The 14,973-nt window shown below is 38.2% G+C and carries 14 protein-coding genes; 7 read left to right on the top strand and 7 right to left on the bottom strand.

The genetic code is table 11. The features are described from left to right. Positions 1-5: 5 nt before the first annotated feature. Together ACHUE3_RS12020 and ACHUE3_RS12025 are read right to left on the bottom strand one after the other, a co-directional pair. Positions 6-389 carry a DUF3192 domain-containing protein gene (locus tag ACHUE3_RS12020; RefSeq protein WP_394192651.1) on the bottom strand — a complete coding sequence of 128 codons (384 nt, stop codon included), beginning with the start codon at positions 387-389 and terminating at the stop codon, positions 6-8. Between the two features lie 165 nt (positions 390-554). Continuing rightward, positions 555-1,499, bottom strand: coding sequence for a D-2-hydroxyacid dehydrogenase (locus ACHUE3_RS12025; protein ID WP_394192652.1), 945 nt, complete (start codon positions 1,497-1,499; stop codon positions 555-557). 104 nt (positions 1,500-1,603) lie between these two features. On the opposite strand from ACHUE3_RS12025, the gene zntR reads away from it, so the two are divergent. The 4 genes from zntR to ACHUE3_RS12045 all read left to right on the top strand — a co-directional run bounded on the left by zntR (position 1,604) and on the right by ACHUE3_RS12045 (position 5,245). Continuing rightward, positions 1,604-2,014: a Zn(2+)-responsive transcriptional regulator gene (gene zntR, locus ACHUE3_RS12030; protein WP_394192773.1), complete on the top strand. Its 411-nt coding sequence runs from the start codon at positions 1,604-1,606 to the stop codon at positions 2,012-2,014. Then, a complete protein-coding gene (locus ACHUE3_RS12035) occupies positions 2,001-3,149 on the top strand; it encodes an SO_0444 family Cu/Zn efflux transporter (protein WP_394192653.1) in 1,149 nt (382 codons plus the stop codon). Before zntR ends, ACHUE3_RS12035 begins: the two co-directional genes overlap by 14 nt. Before the next feature lie 160 nt (positions 3,150-3,309). Further along, positions 3,310-4,443: a 1-acyl-sn-glycerol-3-phosphate acyltransferase gene (locus ACHUE3_RS12040; protein ID WP_394192654.1), complete on the top strand. Its 1,134-nt coding sequence runs from the start codon at positions 3,310-3,312 to the stop codon at positions 4,441-4,443. A 559-nt stretch (positions 4,444-5,002) separates the two neighbouring features. Then, the gene (locus ACHUE3_RS12045) at positions 5,003-5,245 is read left to right on the top strand and encodes a DUF1289 domain-containing protein (protein ID WP_394192655.1); all 243 of its coding nucleotides are present in this window, start codon (positions 5,003-5,005) and stop codon (positions 5,243-5,245) included. Here ACHUE3_RS12045 and ACHUE3_RS12050 read toward each other — a convergent pair. Then, positions 5,242-5,898, bottom strand: a complete 657-nt coding sequence (locus ACHUE3_RS12050) for a hypothetical protein (protein WP_394192656.1) — start codon at positions 5,896-5,898, stop codon at positions 5,242-5,244. The genes ACHUE3_RS12045 and ACHUE3_RS12050 overlap by 4 nt on opposite strands. Before the next feature lie 182 nt (positions 5,899-6,080). Between ACHUE3_RS12050 and ACHUE3_RS12055 the strand changes: the two genes are divergently transcribed. The 3 genes from ACHUE3_RS12055 to ACHUE3_RS12065 are packed head-to-tail and all read left to right on the top strand — an operon-like array spanning position 6,081 to position 11,227. Continuing rightward, on the top strand, positions 6,081-6,284 hold the full coding sequence (locus ACHUE3_RS12055) for a DUF3283 family protein (RefSeq protein WP_394192657.1): 204 nt from the start codon (positions 6,081-6,083) through the stop codon (positions 6,282-6,284). Positions 6,285-6,286: 2 nt separating this feature from the next. After that, positions 6,287-6,685, top strand: a complete 399-nt coding sequence (locus tag ACHUE3_RS12060; protein WP_394192658.1) for a GNAT family N-acetyltransferase — start codon at positions 6,287-6,289, stop codon at positions 6,683-6,685. Positions 6,686-6,718: 33 nt separating this feature from the next. Beyond that, entirely contained in the window at positions 6,719-11,227 is a 4,509-nt protein-coding gene (locus ACHUE3_RS12065) for an EAL domain-containing protein (protein WP_394192659.1), read from the top strand. Positions 11,228-11,432: 205 nt separating this feature from the next. On the opposite strand, the gene ACHUE3_RS12070 is transcribed toward ACHUE3_RS12065, so the two are convergent. The 4 genes from ACHUE3_RS12070 to ACHUE3_RS12085 all read right to left on the bottom strand — a co-directional run bounded on the left by ACHUE3_RS12070 (position 11,433) and on the right by ACHUE3_RS12085 (position 14,966). Then, a complete protein-coding gene (locus tag ACHUE3_RS12070; protein WP_394192660.1) occupies positions 11,433-12,380 on the bottom strand; it encodes an ion transporter in 948 nt (315 codons plus the stop codon). 112 nt (positions 12,381-12,492) lie between these two features. Beyond that, on the bottom strand, positions 12,493-12,966 hold the full coding sequence (locus ACHUE3_RS12075) for an FAD synthase family protein (RefSeq protein ID WP_394192661.1): 474 nt from the start codon (positions 12,964-12,966) through the stop codon (positions 12,493-12,495). Further along, complete coding sequence (locus ACHUE3_RS12080) at positions 12,963-14,024, bottom strand: tetratricopeptide repeat protein (RefSeq protein WP_394192662.1); 1,062 nt, start codon at positions 14,022-14,024, stop codon at positions 12,963-12,965. Before ACHUE3_RS12080 ends, ACHUE3_RS12075 begins: the two co-directional genes overlap by 4 nt. A 9-nt stretch (positions 14,025-14,033) precedes the next feature. Next, positions 14,034-14,966 carry a uroporphyrinogen decarboxylase family protein gene (locus ACHUE3_RS12085; protein WP_394192663.1) on the bottom strand — a complete coding sequence of 311 codons (933 nt, stop codon included), beginning with the start codon at positions 14,964-14,966 and terminating at the stop codon, positions 14,034-14,036. Between the last annotated feature and the right edge of the window lie 7 nt (positions 14,967-14,973).

Consider the following 14,973-nt stretch of genomic DNA (forward strand, 5'->3'; position numbering starts at 1 on the left):
TGAAACTAGTTATTACTTAATGATTTATATAGTGTATCGCCTACCCCGATTAGCTTGTCATTTTTAAATACCAAGGGTGTGCATTCATCTTTAGTCATTTTTCCATCAGAATGAATACTGTGTGTGGCATAGAATAACACTTGGTAAACGTCGTCATCTTTTTTTAATAGCTCAGTGAAATTTGGAGTTTTAAGGCGGTTTAGCACCATTTGGTAGCTGCTATCGAGTGCTAAGTTAGCGATGGTTTCACGATTATTTTTATGGTGTTTTTCCCAGCTGCTCGACGAATCACCTGCCCAATGGGTTTCGGCTTCGCCGTCTGACACAGCGATAACACAACCTGTAAGAAATGGAGCGCTCAAAGCGGCAATTAACATTAACTTTTTCATTTTTAAAATCCTGAATTTAACTACGTTTTTCTTTAATTTGGTTAGTTAAAGCAAATAGTTGGCCAATTTTTAATTTCCTTTAAAATCAACTGATTGTAATTTTAAGAAATAATAAGTGAGTATTCACACTATTCGCTTTGGTATAAACAGCTAAAGTTTGGTTAATTACACTAGCCTGTTTCTATGTTCATTTTCTCGATATGCGTTAATGTTTAAACAGATTTCATTCACTAAGCGAATAATTGACTCCTTACTTGCCCAAGCGATGTGCGGGGTAAGAATAAGGTTATCTTTGTTGTAATTTGCCAACGGGTTAGTTGATTGTGCAGGCTCATTAGTTAATACATCAAAACCTGCTCCTGCTATTACATTGTTTTCAAGTGCCTCGCAAAGCTGTGCTTCATTTACAATCCCGCCTCGTGCTGTATTTATTAAGAGTGCGTTAGGTTTCATCATCATGAGCTCTTCAGTGCCGATTAGGTTGAGAGTGTCATCATTCAAAGGGCAATGAATACTGATAATGTCAGCGGTTTTGATTGCTTGGTAAAACTCAACCCTTCCTTCGCGTGGTGAACTATTTTTGCGTTCGCTCACAATAACATTGGCACCAAATGCTCTGGCAACGTTTGCAACACCTTCACCTAGCGCACCATGACCAATGATTGCCAGTGTTTTACCTGCAATTTCATTAATGCTGTAATCAAGCCGGCAAAACATTTGGCTTTTTTGCCACAGTCCTTGTTTACAGTCTGCAGCATAGCGATGTGTTTGTCCTAGTAAGTTGGTAATGAGTGTAAATGTATGTTGTATGACTGAGGGGGTAGAGTAACCAGCCACATTTGTCACCGCGATCCCTAGCTCTTTTGCTGCATTGAGATCTATATTATTAGTGCCTGTTGCTGCTACGCAAATTAATTTTAGGTCAGGCAACATGCGCATTGATTCACGATTCAATTTTACTTTATTGGTGATTAATATATTTGCGCCAGCGCTGTGTTGTAAAACTTGATCGGGTGTTGTTAAAGGATAATGAGTGAAATTCCCAAGTGATTCAAAAGGGGCTAGAGGAGTTTCAGCCAGTGTGGCTGAGTCAAGTAATGTTATTTTCATATATTTTCCTTTTAATCAATTTAAATGCTTGACCTTAGTGTGTACTCTAAGGTTTATAGTGTAATCATACTAGCTCAGCCCACTAATTATTTGTGGAGACAATGATGAAAATTGGCGAATTTGCAAGTCAGCTTGGTGTAAGTACAGATACGCTAAGGTACTATGAAAAACATAAGTTGTTAATTCCTTCTAAGCGAACCAGTGCAGGCTATCGAGACTATTCGCATTCGGATCTCAGGCAAATGAGGTTTATATTAAGAGCTAAAAATGTTGGCTTTAGTTTGGCCGAAATAAAAGAGTTATTACAAATAAAGTTTCACAAACAGCAACATTCGTGTAATGAGGTAAAAGAGTTAACGGTTCAAAAGCGTGATCTAGTTGCTGCACGGATTGATGAACTTACTCGGTTTCATCAATCGTTAACGATACTGGCTGAAACATGTTGTGGAGGGCAAGAGCCTGCAGATAATTGCTCAATCTTATCGACTTTGGAGGATTTAGATGGACTTAATTAATAACTTTTGGCAACTATTTCTTTTGTCAGCCCCTTGGCTCATGTTGGGGTTATTTATCGCTGGTGTGTTAAATGTTTACTTACCTGCTAATTTTTTAAATAAACACCTTGGTAAAGAGGGCTTTTGGACGACGGTAAAAGCTGCACTTATTGGTGCACCTATGCCACTGTGTTCATGTGGTGTGATCCCTGCAGCTATTGGTTTACGTCGAGCTGGTGCGTCAAAAAGTGCGACCACTGCATTTTTAGTGTCAACCCCTGAAACTGGCGTTGATTCAGTATCTGTATCGTATGTGTTGTTAGGCCCGTTTATGGCAATTATCCGCCCTATAGCGGCTATTACTAGTGCTATTGTTGCTGGGGTTTTAGTCGGGCGCGAAACTAAAATCAACAGCAATACAGTTGATAACGTCACTGCAGAGCCAAATTCACAAGCAAGTTGCTGTGCAAGCAAGGATAAGCCGAAGCCAGAAACTACCTCTTGTTGTTCATCAACATCACAGCCTTCAGCGAAGCCTAAACAGTCTAGTTGTTGTGCAAGTAAACAAGTTACAGCGCCGACACAATGGCAGAAAATCCAGCAAGCTATTAAATTTAGTTGTAATAAACTACTGTCAGACACGATGACATGGTTAATGATTGGATTGTTTTTTGCGGCTTTAGTACAAACATTTGTTCCCGAGTCGTTTTTAAGTCAGTGGGGGAGCGGACTTTTAGCCATGACCGTGGTGATCTTAATTAGTATCCCTATGTATATTTGTGCAACAGCCTCTACGCCAATAGCAGCAGGTTTATTGCTTAGTGGTGTTGCACCTGGTGCGGTCTTGGTCTTCATGTTAGCGGGGCCTGCAACAAATGTGGCAACCTTGGGGGTAGTAGCAAGTGAACTTGGCAAACGAGCCGTTGCTGCGTACTTAATCGGTGTAATGGGTGTTGCAATTGCTTTTGGTTTCTTAACTGACTACCTAGTGGCGCAATATGGTTTTGTAGTAAGCCCTATGTTGGGACATGAGCATGAAATTCTGCCTTATTGGTTTAGTCTAGTTTGTGGCCTGATATTAATGGTGTTAATGTTACGTTTAGTGGTAAAAGCAACGATATCCAGACTCACCACAACTGGTAAGAGGATTACTTAATTGTTTGTTATAAATGTACTTTTATGTGCATATTATTCAGCAGCTCCTAGTGTGACATATTGAGTTGGTTCGCATTTTCGTTAGCCTGAGTTATAATCCAGTTCTGATTTAAACTGTGCGTATTTTTACGCGCAGTTTTTTAATTTTATATGATGCAGTAATGAGTGAATTAGTGGACAAGTACGCCGATATAAGACCTTATAATGACGATGAAGTAGCTGCTTCTGTTGAGCGCTTAATTAATGATAATGCATTTTTAGATGTGTTAGCTAAATACAATCTACCGCGATTTTTATCTACGATTCCATTTGTTGCTCGCTTTTTAGTTAAACGTCAATTGCAAAAAAAATGGGGAGATGTGCGCTCTGTAGAACAAGTTCAGCAAGAAGTTGCTTATTACTTGGAAATGTTGGTAAAGCGCACAACGTCTAAAGTGACTTTTTCAGGTTTAGATCAACTTGATCCTAATCAATCCTATCTGTTTATATCCAACCATCGGGATATTGTGCTCGATCCTGCGTTAGTGAACTGGGGGCTTTTTAGCCACAATATGAAAACGGTTCGCATTGCTATCGGTGATAATTTATTACAAATACCTTATATTACTGAGCTAATGCGACTCAATAAAAGCTTTATAGTTAAACGCTCTGCAAAAGCACCCAAAGAAATGCTTAAAGCACTCTCTCAGCTGTCAGCCTATATTTATGACTCGTTGAATGAAGGTCACTCCATTTGGATTGCTCAAAAAGAAGGACGTGCAAAAGATGGGTTTGATCAAACCGATCCAGCTTTATTAAAGATGTTACAGTTACAAGGGCGAAAGCAAAAGAAAGAGTTTGCGGATTATATACGCGAACTAAAAATAGTCCCTGTATCCATTTCTTACCAATATGAGCCTTGCGCAATCGCCAAAGCGAAAGAACTCTACCACAAACAGCATCATGGCAAATATGTAAAATCTGCTGGAGAAGATATTGCCAGTATTGTAGAAGGGTTTAGTACTGCAAAAGGACATGTACATTTAGCTTTTGGGCAACCTATAACACAACAGTGTGATTCTCCAGAGCAATTAGCTAAAACTATCGATAAACAAATTGTCGATTCATTCTTTTTACACCCTGGTAATTACATTGCTGGTGGATGCAAACAAGCCGTGATAGATAAACAAGATGCGCAAGCGTTTGAACAACGGCTGGCGCGTGTTCCTGAAGAACTAAGAGCGCTAGTTACAGCCATGTACGCAAAACCTTTTCATCGAAAGACTGAAATTAATAATGATGAGCTCTGCAAATAACTAAATAACCTGAACTCTGGATAATAAATCTATCTCCAGCGGCTACTTTCAACGCTAACTGCGTTGAATTTACTTGCAATAGGCCAGCTATTGACGCGTAAATTCGCCTTGTTATCGCTAAAAGTTTCCGGCTGGAGACTAATAAATATATTTGTGATTTAATATCAATACATTAGTAAATACCCAAAATACCTCAAGATGCAAGTTTCAGTTGGAATTAAAAGCGATTTAGGCAAGGCATTGATTGCAAGTAATAGTGGTTCTATTGCTAAAATCAATAACGCAGTATAAATCGCTTTTAAACCAACCCGTTGGGCGTTTCACAGGCACTTACTCTCATCGTTGTTCCTTCTTAAAAGGGATGGCCATTCTTGCAAAGTAACGCCTTGATATTAAGCCCCTGTGAAACGCTGAATTCTGCATCTTGAGGTGGCTTGGGTATATCTCTTAACCAGAGCTCAGGTTAAATAACCAGAGAAAAGTCGCAATTAAGCGGCTTTTTTTTTGGTTGAAAAACGAGCTATACTAAACTTAGTATTGAATTAATAGTGTATTGCGAATGCAACAAATTGAAATATTTGAAATTCCCAGCCCTTGCAAAGGAATATGTGAGGTCAATAACAGGGGTTATTGTAAGGGGTGTTATCGCAGCCGTGATGAGCGCTTTTCTTGGAACTCATTTTCCAATACACAAAAAAAGAAAGTGATAGAGCTATGTCAGCAACGTTATAAGCGTTATTTACAAAAGCAACGTGCTGACACTAAAACGCCACAGTCTGAGCAAAAGGGGTTTGATTTTTAGTGGCTTAGGTGCTTTTTTCTTAACTTTTTAACCGTACCATCTTGTTCAAGTAATATTAACTGCTGTTCTAGTAACGGGATTAAATTTTTGTGTTGTTTATGTAAAAAGTGAAAGCTATAAATAGGCATTAATACTTCAGATGAAAATGTTGATAAGTCAAATCTAGGGTGTTTACTTTTTAGAAGGAAATCCAACAGTAGTACACCTTCAACCTTTTTTTGAGCTAATAAATTAAGTTGTGCAGTGACACTTTTTACTCTGATTACTTCGCCAATGAAGGGGTTATTAACTAAATAGCTTCTTGCGGCAGGGTATCCCGCTTGTATGGCAATGTTTTTTAGTTGCTCAAAGCTGCATTTATCGCAATTTTTTAACAGGATCAAATTGAACTCAAATAATGGGAAGTTAACTAAATTTAAGTTTTTATATTGCTGAGAAATAGTACTAATTCGGCCTAGCTGCCCATCAAGAATTCCGTTATTTGCAGCAGTTAAAGCGCTTTGGTGGTTAAAGTCGATTATCTTAAGTTCATAACCGAGATTACCATAAGCGATAGACATTAACTCAATGACATAACGTGCTTGAGGGGTGTCCGCTGGGCGATTAAATTGTAATGAACGAACAGTTGCTGAGCTTACTGCAGTAAAAAGCATGCAACACGCCATTATTGTAATAGTATAAAATTTTAACAATATGTTTCCAATATAGGGCGGAAAATCGCCATCAATCTACGTTTAAATTAACGTAAGTGCAAGTTTGAGAGCGACTCTTTCTACTAATTTATAATAGTTTGATATACTCAGGGCCAATATAGGTTTTAAAGTAGTTGGAAGTCATGGCATATAATTTGTGTTCTTTACCGCGTGATCAAAAATATCAAATTCAACTCGATTATGAGGCCTCATTTTGGGCATACCAAATTAAAAGAGGTAAGAAGACTCGTGAGAACGTTTATTCAACTATAAACAGTCGACCGAATGCCGAACAGGCATTTTTAAAACAAAAGTTCGAACAATATTTAGCACTAATGCAGAGCTAGCAATGCCAAGGTTTGAGCAATTAAATACGATAAAAACCCCTCTGGTAAATAAATTTTATGCTCAACATAATGCAAGAGGACGAGCAAACCGACAGGATGCGGTTTGGGTTGCTTATGATGGCTTTGACATTATAGCAGCTTGTCGTATGCAAAATCGCGATGGTTATTTATTTTTATCCACCGTATTGGTTGCGCCACACTGGCGTAAGCAAGGTATAGCATCTGATTTAATAAAGCGGGCAACCTCTTCGCAACATGATGTTGTGTATACATTTGCTTATGAAAATTTAATTCATTTCTATCAGTCAATTGGCTTTAACTTTGTGTTAACATTACCCGCGCCATTAAGGGTTCTTTTTAAGGCATATGAGCAGCGCAATATTGTCCCTTTGCAGTGCTGACTAGATAAAGATTTATAATATGTGAGTTAGTGAATGGGTAACTGGTTAAAAGTATGTCTCTTTACAGTGTTCGCTATTGGCGTTGGAGTGGCCTTTGATGCGGGCGCCAAAGTAAAACGTTTATCGCCCAGCGAAGGGTTATCTCAAAGCTACGTTAGCAAAATGCTGATAGACAATAACGGCTACCTTTGGCTAGCAACTGAAGGGGGACTGAATCGATATGATGGTTACCAAGTTATTAATATTGCAGGCCCTAATGGTGAGCTGGATGAGGTTATTATTGACCGTATTTATCAAGATCCTGACGGCTATATTTGGATCGCTTCCTTATTAGCTGGATTATTTCGCTATGATCCAGTGACCGATAGTTATCAACAATTTTTATCAAAGCCTGTCAGTGAAGAGCAATTTTTAAGCCAATCAGTTTTCAGTATGCTTGCCACCGATGATAAATCATTATGGATTGGCCGTGGCTGGGACTTTGCCCGATTAGACTTAGCAACAAGTAAAATTGAAACTATATTTGAACTGCCAGAACGAACTCGCAGTAGTGTCATTCGTGATTTATTTCATTACCAAGATTATATTTTCATCGCAACAAGTGATGGCGCCTATGTTTACAAAATTAGTACAGGCCAATACCGTTCTTTGGAGCACCTAAGTACCGAGCCTGATCATATTTATCAAAATTACGTTAAGTCATTTGCTTTAGCTGAGAATAATAAACTATTAGTGGGGGCTGTTCGCGGTTTATATGAAGTAGATATTAGTGACTTACCCAGCATGTTTGAGCGCCCAGACACCCCGTTTAAAAATAGAACATTATTGCCAAACCTTAATATTTGGAAAATTATTAGCCACGAAGGCATGTATGACTTGGGCACCGATAAAGGGCTATTTAAATATAATGCAAAAACCGGTGAACTTGAAAAGAATAACCGTATTCAACAAAGTAACTATGCCTTATCCGACACCAGTATCATTGATATTGTAAAAAATGAAAACGGCTCTATGTGGGTAGCAACCAAAAGTGATGGTGCCTTTTACTTGCCATTTGATAACTATAACTTTGAAAATTTAGACGCCAGTAAAATTAAAGGTGATGGGTTGTCGCACCCATCCATTTGGGGTATTGCTGAGTATGGTGAACGCGTTTGGTTAGCCACCCATAATGGTTTAACTGCCGTAGATTTAACGACAATGCAAAGTGAAGTGTTTTTAAAAGATTATCAGGTTGATTTATTTACAACTGAATTTAGCGTTTACAAAATTAAAGCACACAAAGATAAATTATGGTTACACACTAATCGCGGGGTCTTCAGTTTTGACCCCAATAGTTATGAAATTTTACCTGCCAAAACAAACGACCCCAGCCAACAACACTTGATTCAAGGTTGGGTGCATGGGACTGTACTTATGCCCAATGGTGAGCTGTTTTATGTACACCCAGAATATGGGGTATTTATGTACAATGTGGAAAGTCAGGTTATTACACCTTTAAAAGGTGAATTTGAGAATTTTGAACCATTTTTAGCGTATGGCTTTTTACCACCACTATCCACTAAACCCGACTCTCCTTTGTTTTATAATGCTGGAGTTTTGTACCATGTGGACCCTCAAACGTATGCGCTTTCAAAAATATACACGGTTCCTGAGCAGCATGAAAATGTAGCTGTTAATGTCATGTCCTATATTGTTGATAAAAATAATGTATTGTGGATTTCGCTTTCAAACTTTGGCTTGATAGGTCTTGATGCCAGCACATACAAGCTTCTATACACCATTGATTTAGATAAAAACCAATTGGGTACTTTATTGTACGATATGGTGCTTGATGAATCAGGTATGATTTGGATGAGCAGCCATAAAGGGATTTGGCGTTTAAACCCTGAAAATAAACATTTTCAGCAGTTTACGGATTCTGAAGGTGTCGTTTCTACTGAGTTTAATAGTGGCGCATTTACCCGGTTAAAAACAGGACAAATTGTATATGGTACTTTAAAAGGCATCACTTATTTTTTTCCTGACGACAACAGTCCAAAACATGGCTTAATTGATCGTGTTAATGTGACTAGTATCGATATAATGTCACGTGAATTATCTGTTGATTTAAAGCAGCCTATTAAAAAGGTTACGTTAGAGCACGATGACATAGGGTTAGAAATCGCGTTTTCTGCTATGGCGTTCAATTATCAAGAGCGAATTGTGTATGAATACCAACTTTCAGATGGGCAAAAATCGTATACCCGTAACAACAACCGCGTATTGTTTCCAAAATTAAACCCAGGTAATTACCAGCTAAAAATTTGGGCTAAAGATCCATTAACAGGTGATTTTACTCGCCCCGCCACATTAGATATTGAAGTAAAATACCCATTATGGCGATCGCCACTGTTTATGGCTTTATATGCCGTTACTTTATTTGCGGTCATTGCGGGCTGGGTTATGCGCAGAAATCGTATTCAACATATATTGATGGCAGCACATAGAGAAAGCCAAGAAAGTGAAGCTAGATTAAAATTAGCGCTTGAAGGGAGTCACTCTGGAGTATGGGATTGGCAGTCATCGAGCCCTATTATCTATCAACCGAGATTGAAAAACGAACTGGGCTATGAGTTTGATACGGTTAATTTAGATGAATATTTAGCTAAAATTCACCCACAAGATAAACAAAAGTTTAGGCTAGAGTGGCTTGAGTTTTTATCGACTGAGAAAGGTTACTTCAACTGCACGTATCGGCTTCGTCATAAGGCTGGGAACTGGCGCTGGTATAAAGATTTTGGCAAAGTAGTGGCATGGCAAAGTGGCACTCCTGAGAAGGTGGCTGGTACTTATACCAATATGACAAGAGAGCTTGTTTTTGAAGAGCATGCGCGCTTATTTGGCGCTGCGTTTGAGCAAACCCGTGATTGGGTATTTATTTTAGATAAAAACCTGCGCATATTAGCAACGAATCAAGCATTACAAAGTGCCTTCGATTTTCCTACAGATTTTAACTCTAGCCGAAGTTTACATTTAGGTATGAGCCGTTCAGAGCGAATGAACTATATACGGATAATGAAAGACCAGCACGTTGGAGAGCATTACAGTGCTCAGGATACGGTAAGGTTAGCAAATGGCGAGTTACGTCATGTATTAATTAAAATAAGCGCTGTTGCAGACAATGATAATCGCCTTGAGAGTTATGTTGTAATTTTAACCGACATACACGCCCAAAAGCTGGCAGAAAATGAATTGTTCTTGTTAGCTAACTATGACGGCCTTACTGGATTACCCAACAAAACACTCTTTAATGACCGTGTAGAGCATGCGCTTGAGCAAGCTCAATCACATCACCGAAAAGTCGCCGTACTCAATGTTAATATTAAGCGCTTTAAGCATTTTAATGACTCTCTAGGCCATGAAGCAGCAGACACTATAATTAAATTAGTGGCGCAACGTATTAAGTCAAGATTGCGCAATAATGACAGTATTGCCCGCTTTAATGGTGATGAGTTTATGCTCTTAGTAGAAGATATAGAGCATATTGAAGAAGTGGTTTTGTTGTGTGCTAAGATTATGAATAGCGTCAATGATGGCATATTAATTAATGAGCAAATCGTAAATGTGAGCTTAAGCATTGGTGTTGCTATCTATCCCGATGATGCGAACTGCAGTAAAAGTTTACTTAAAGCCAGTGATGTTGCACTTTATCATGCGAAAAAAAGCGCGGAAGGAAGTTACCAATTTTATAAGCAGGAGATGAATGTACATGTTCAAAGAGCATTACATTTAGAATCGCAATTAAATAAAGCCTATAAAGAGCACGAGTTTTGCAATCATTATCAGCCTATCGTAAATGCTAACAAACAGCAGGTAGAAGGGTTAGAGGTGCTGTTACGCTGGCCAGATAATGATGTGTATGAAACACAAGAGTTTGCACTCGTGGCTGAAAGCATAGGTTTGATAACGAAGATCATGTTACAAACATTATCTCGGGCACTTATTGAGTTAAAACAATGGCAGTTGATTAACCCTGATTTGTACGTCTCGATCAATTTATCAGCACTCGACTTTGAGTATAAAGGACTTGTTGATGAGATTAGCACAGCCCTAAAAAGCGCGAGTGTTAACCCTGATACCGTCGTGTTTGAAATAACAGAGTCAGTATTAATGGATGACTCAGAAGATGCGTTAAAGAGCATGCTCAAATTAAAAGATATAGGATGTCGTTTATATATGGATGATTTTGGCACTGGGTATGCGTCACTCACTTATTTAAAACGCTTTCCCATTGATGTGTTAAAAATAGACCGTAGTTTCGTGGCAGACATAGGTATAGATAATGGTGATGAGGCGATTATCGAATCCACCATGGCATTAGCAAAAAGCTTAGGCAAACAATGTGTTGCTGAAGGGGTGGAGACGAAGCAGCAGTTAAACTTTTTACGTGCACTTGGCTGTAATATGTTCCAAGGCTATCTGTTTAGTAAGCCTATTCCTGGTGATGACGTTACAGCTTTATTAAAGAAAGATTGGCAGTCTTTATTAAGTGAAGATTAAACGCCGTTTGACGGGTATCTGATTTATACTATTTTTTAGAACAGTTGTAACACTACATCTATGAACCTGAATTTAGGTTAATAGATGTAGTGTTACTAAATAATAAAAATTTTTATAAGTCTCTAGCTTAGTATGTGTAGTTGCAGCTAGTTTCGATTCCAAATCAAAATTAGTATGTTGTTTTGTGTATATCATTTAAACAAGGCTAATCTTGTCTTGCACCACAATGACGACAATATAAGTGTTGATTTCGTACATTGAGTTGTTCTTTTATGACTTTATTAGCCTCTTGTTTACTCAACCCCAGTTTAATGCGTAGGGTTTCTAAATATTCAACTTGCTCATCGTCGAGCTTACCGTCATGAAGACTCTCGTGTACAGCATCACTAAAATGTAAACGACGTTTTCGTAATTGCTCAGAAAAGCTGGAGGCGAGTAACCCCGTTGGAATAGCGACCATTCCCATGCTTACTAAGGTGATCATGCCACCAAAAAAGCGTCCCAGAGGAGTCACTGGTACAACATCACCGTAGCCAACAGTTGTTAAAGTTGCCATTGCCCACCACATCGCTGCTGGTATCGAACCAAACTTATCGGGCTGAATGTCGTGCTCTATCAGGTATATTCCACATGATGCTAAAATAAGCACCACTGACATGATAAAAAATGCTGCTAAAAGCGAACTGCTTTCATCACGAAATGATTGTAAGAGTAGCTGCATTGCACGAGAGTAACGAGTAAGCTTAAAAACACGCAGTAGCCTGAGTACTCTTAAAAAACGTAAATCAAAGGTGATAAACATCATTAAAAGAGAGGGGAGGATTGCTACGAGATCAATTAAGGCTAAAGGAGAGAGTAAATATTTTAAACGACGCTGGAAATTACCACAATCAAGAGTTTTGTACTGGGCACGTTCGACGCATGACCAAAGGCGAAGTAAATACTCGATAGCAAAAATACTAACAGAGACTAGCTCAAGTAATAAAAACTCATGTTTATATTGTTGAGCCAAACTTGCAACGGATTCAAGCACAATTGCAATTACATTAATCATAATTAGCGATATTAGAAATATATCAATGTAATGCCCCGCCTTACGGTATGCCCCATTACCTTCAAAAAATAGCGCTGTGCGTTTTCGTAAATTATTCAAATTAAATCCGTGCTTTTTAAAATGATACAGGTGTAGATATACAGCAAAGTCTATAAATAGACGGTTATGCCAGATTTTATATTGTTCTATTAGATGCGCATATAAACGCATTTTATAAATTATTTAAGTAGGATGAGATTATTTTTTGTTTAACATCCGAGCTTGAAATATTAGCTGTTTGTGGTGCAAATATAATGTCGATATTTTGTGCTTCTAATGCAACTGCAGCTTTATTCCAACGGTCACTATTTTGCCATTGTCCGCCAACAACCACTTTATTTATTCCCCACGCTTGTATCCATTTACAAGCGTTTTTCGTCTCAATAATGGGACATGGTACTAAGGCAACATAATCCACTACCGCCAGTGCATTTATTATGGTCATTCTTTCATGTTGGTTAATGGTAGGAAACGCCTTTTTATTTTCAAAGCATAATTCATCTGGTGCAACAGCAACAAATAGTTCGTTCCCTTGCGCTTTAGCAAACTCCAGGTAATTTAAATGACCAATATGAAATAAGTCAAATACTCCCAGTGCTAAGCAGCGTGTATTGTTGTTACTCGTATAATCTGGAATTAGAGTCATATCTGCATACACTTGGCTTTATCGGTTAGTTTATTTATTAAAACGTCGTGCTTATCAAAAAAAGAAAGTAAATTTAATGTGTGCTCTAATTTATTCCATTCGTTCATGAGGCATAATTTATAAAGTCTTGAATACACAAAGCACTGTGTTAATAACGAAAATGAACGAATGTTTTTTGCACATAAAATAGTATCAAAAAGTGGGTCGGGTGTTTGCCAGTCTCCATAAAGCGCATTGAGAGTGAGTTCTGGTTGAGCTAAATGCCACACCTTGCCAAAGGGGGTTGTTCTATCGACTAAATTTATAGCTGGGTACTCTGTAATTCTATTCCATCCAAAGGGAATGCCGCTCATCCAAAGCCCGCATATAGCTTTTTGGCTAGCGCTATCTACTCCAAAGCCACAAAGATCCAGGGTCACTCCATCAGGATGCGCAAAGCTCCTTGGGTTAATCAAATCATAGGAACGCATATGTTCATGCCAGCCATGGCGTTGTAAAAGTGCAATTGCTTGCTCCATTTGCCCCCAATCAACTCCAATATCAATATCTTTATCAAAAGGGAGAATTGTACCTTCACGTACTATGCCTAATAGGCTACCAGCGGTGGCAAATGATTTAATATTTGCTTGCCGAAAAAGGGCGAGCGTTTTCCATAGTAGATTTTCATGTATTTTAGTATCGAATTTATTTTTTGGCTTTGGTTTATAGCTGTGGCTCGGTGGGGTGTTTAAAATAATATCCAGAGCATTACGATATTGCTCAATGGCTAAAGGTAACTCACGTGCTTGTTGGTAGCACATAGCTAAGGTATGGCTAACCTCACTTGAGGCTGGATGTATCGCCGAACACGCTTGTAATGGTTTTATGTGATTTTTTGCTGTGCCTTCTATCAGTGCAATTTCAGCCAAAGAACGATGTGCAATCAAACATGAGTTATCTTTGCTCAGTACATATTCAAATTGCACTTGCGCTAACTTATATTGGCCTTGCTGATATAGCTCAATGCCCTTTATCAACCTAGCATGTATTGTATTCAATTGATTATCTTCCGTTGCCATAGGTTTAAATCATAGTCCTTTTACAATAGAACATGTTTTTAATAATGTATTGTTTTTAATACTTAAAGGTAAAGTACAGCTTGGTGCGATAATGATTCTGTTAAGGTCTAAGTGATGATTATAGTCTGCGAAAAGCTGTTTAATTTCTTTCGCTGTAAGTGGATTCGGTAATAATAACTTATCCAATAAACCGACAAATTTAATATCAGTAAAGCGAGTTAGTAAATTCTTGATAGCAATCATATCGTAGCAGTTATCAATTGATAGTAAGGAGAACTTGTTACTATTAAGGTAATCCAAATAAATGGTAGAGCTGCAATGAAAGTGAAGAAGGTGACTCTGAGTTGTTAGCCTCGCAATGCATTGTTCGTCATAAGGAGCAACAAGTGTTTTAAATTGCTCATAACTGCAAAATGCACTGCACGCATGAAAGCTACAATAGTAAATTCTAACATTCTTAATTGAAAGTGAGGCGTCAATATACTGCGCTGTTATATCGCTCAATAAAGATAACATCTTTTTGTAAGGTTCGTGCTCAAGCTTGGTTGGTGTTAATGCACCTGCAAGCATTGAGCTTAAATGGTAAAGAGGGGAGTAAACAGTTGCAAAACACAGTTTATTCCCATTGCTAAAGTGCTCGCTAACACGTTTGTGAGCTGCAATATTTATGAGCAGTTGTGGGCAATCATTTAATTCTTTTGGGCTTTTTTTATCATCCAACAGAGCTGATAAGTTATAGAGGGAGCTGTTTTTATCAACGGTTCCTAAAGGGCTGTAATTGAAGTGTCGTTTAATACCAAACGCGCTACATACACTATTACTATTACAGCTCAGTTTTATAAAGAAATGGTCATGAATATCTTGGTATTTAATAACTGACTCTGCGAGTAAGTCAGCATCTAAGTCGATATTAGGCCAGTGCTTCCAGCTTGATACTTTCAACTAGAGC

Origin of the sequence: Pseudoalteromonas atlantica, from assembly GCF_043641955.1 — a bacterium.
Lineage (GTDB): Bacteria > Pseudomonadota > Gammaproteobacteria > Enterobacterales > Alteromonadaceae > Pseudoalteromonas > Pseudoalteromonas atlantica_A.

Excerpts from the sequence above, each read along its gene's own strand:
- ACHUE3_RS12035 (WP_394192653.1), top strand. The coding sequence starts at position 2,001 with ATGGACTTAATTAATAACTTTTGGCAACTATTTCTTTTGTCAGCCCCT.
- ACHUE3_RS12075 (WP_394192661.1), bottom strand. The coding sequence starts at position 12,966 with ATGACTCTAATTCCAGATTATACGAGTAACAACAATACACGCTGCTTA.
- ACHUE3_RS12020 (WP_394192651.1), bottom strand. The coding sequence starts at position 389 with ATGAAAAAGTTAATGTTAATTGCCGCTTTGAGCGCTCCATTTCTTACA.
- ACHUE3_RS12050 (WP_394192656.1), bottom strand. The coding sequence starts at position 5,898 with ATGCTTTTTACTGCAGTAAGCTCAGCAACTGTTCGTTCATTACAATTT.
- ACHUE3_RS12040 (WP_394192654.1), top strand. The coding sequence starts at position 3,310 with ATGAGTGAATTAGTGGACAAGTACGCCGATATAAGACCTTATAATGAC.
- ACHUE3_RS12065 (WP_394192659.1), top strand. The coding sequence starts at position 6,719 with ATGGGTAACTGGTTAAAAGTATGTCTCTTTACAGTGTTCGCTATTGGC.
- ACHUE3_RS12045 (WP_394192655.1), top strand. The coding sequence starts at position 5,003 with ATGCAACAAATTGAAATATTTGAAATTCCCAGCCCTTGCAAAGGAATA.
- zntR (WP_394192773.1), top strand. The coding sequence starts at position 1,604 with ATGAAAATTGGCGAATTTGCAAGTCAGCTTGGTGTAAGTACAGATACG.
- ACHUE3_RS12055 (WP_394192657.1), top strand. The coding sequence starts at position 6,081 with ATGGCATATAATTTGTGTTCTTTACCGCGTGATCAAAAATATCAAATT.
- ACHUE3_RS12080 (WP_394192662.1), bottom strand. The coding sequence starts at position 14,024 with ATGGCAACGGAAGATAATCAATTGAATACAATACATGCTAGGTTGATA.
- ACHUE3_RS12025 (WP_394192652.1), bottom strand. The coding sequence starts at position 1,499 with ATGAAAATAACATTACTTGACTCAGCCACACTGGCTGAAACTCCTCTA.
- ACHUE3_RS12060 (WP_394192658.1), top strand. The coding sequence starts at position 6,287 with ATGCCAAGGTTTGAGCAATTAAATACGATAAAAACCCCTCTGGTAAAT.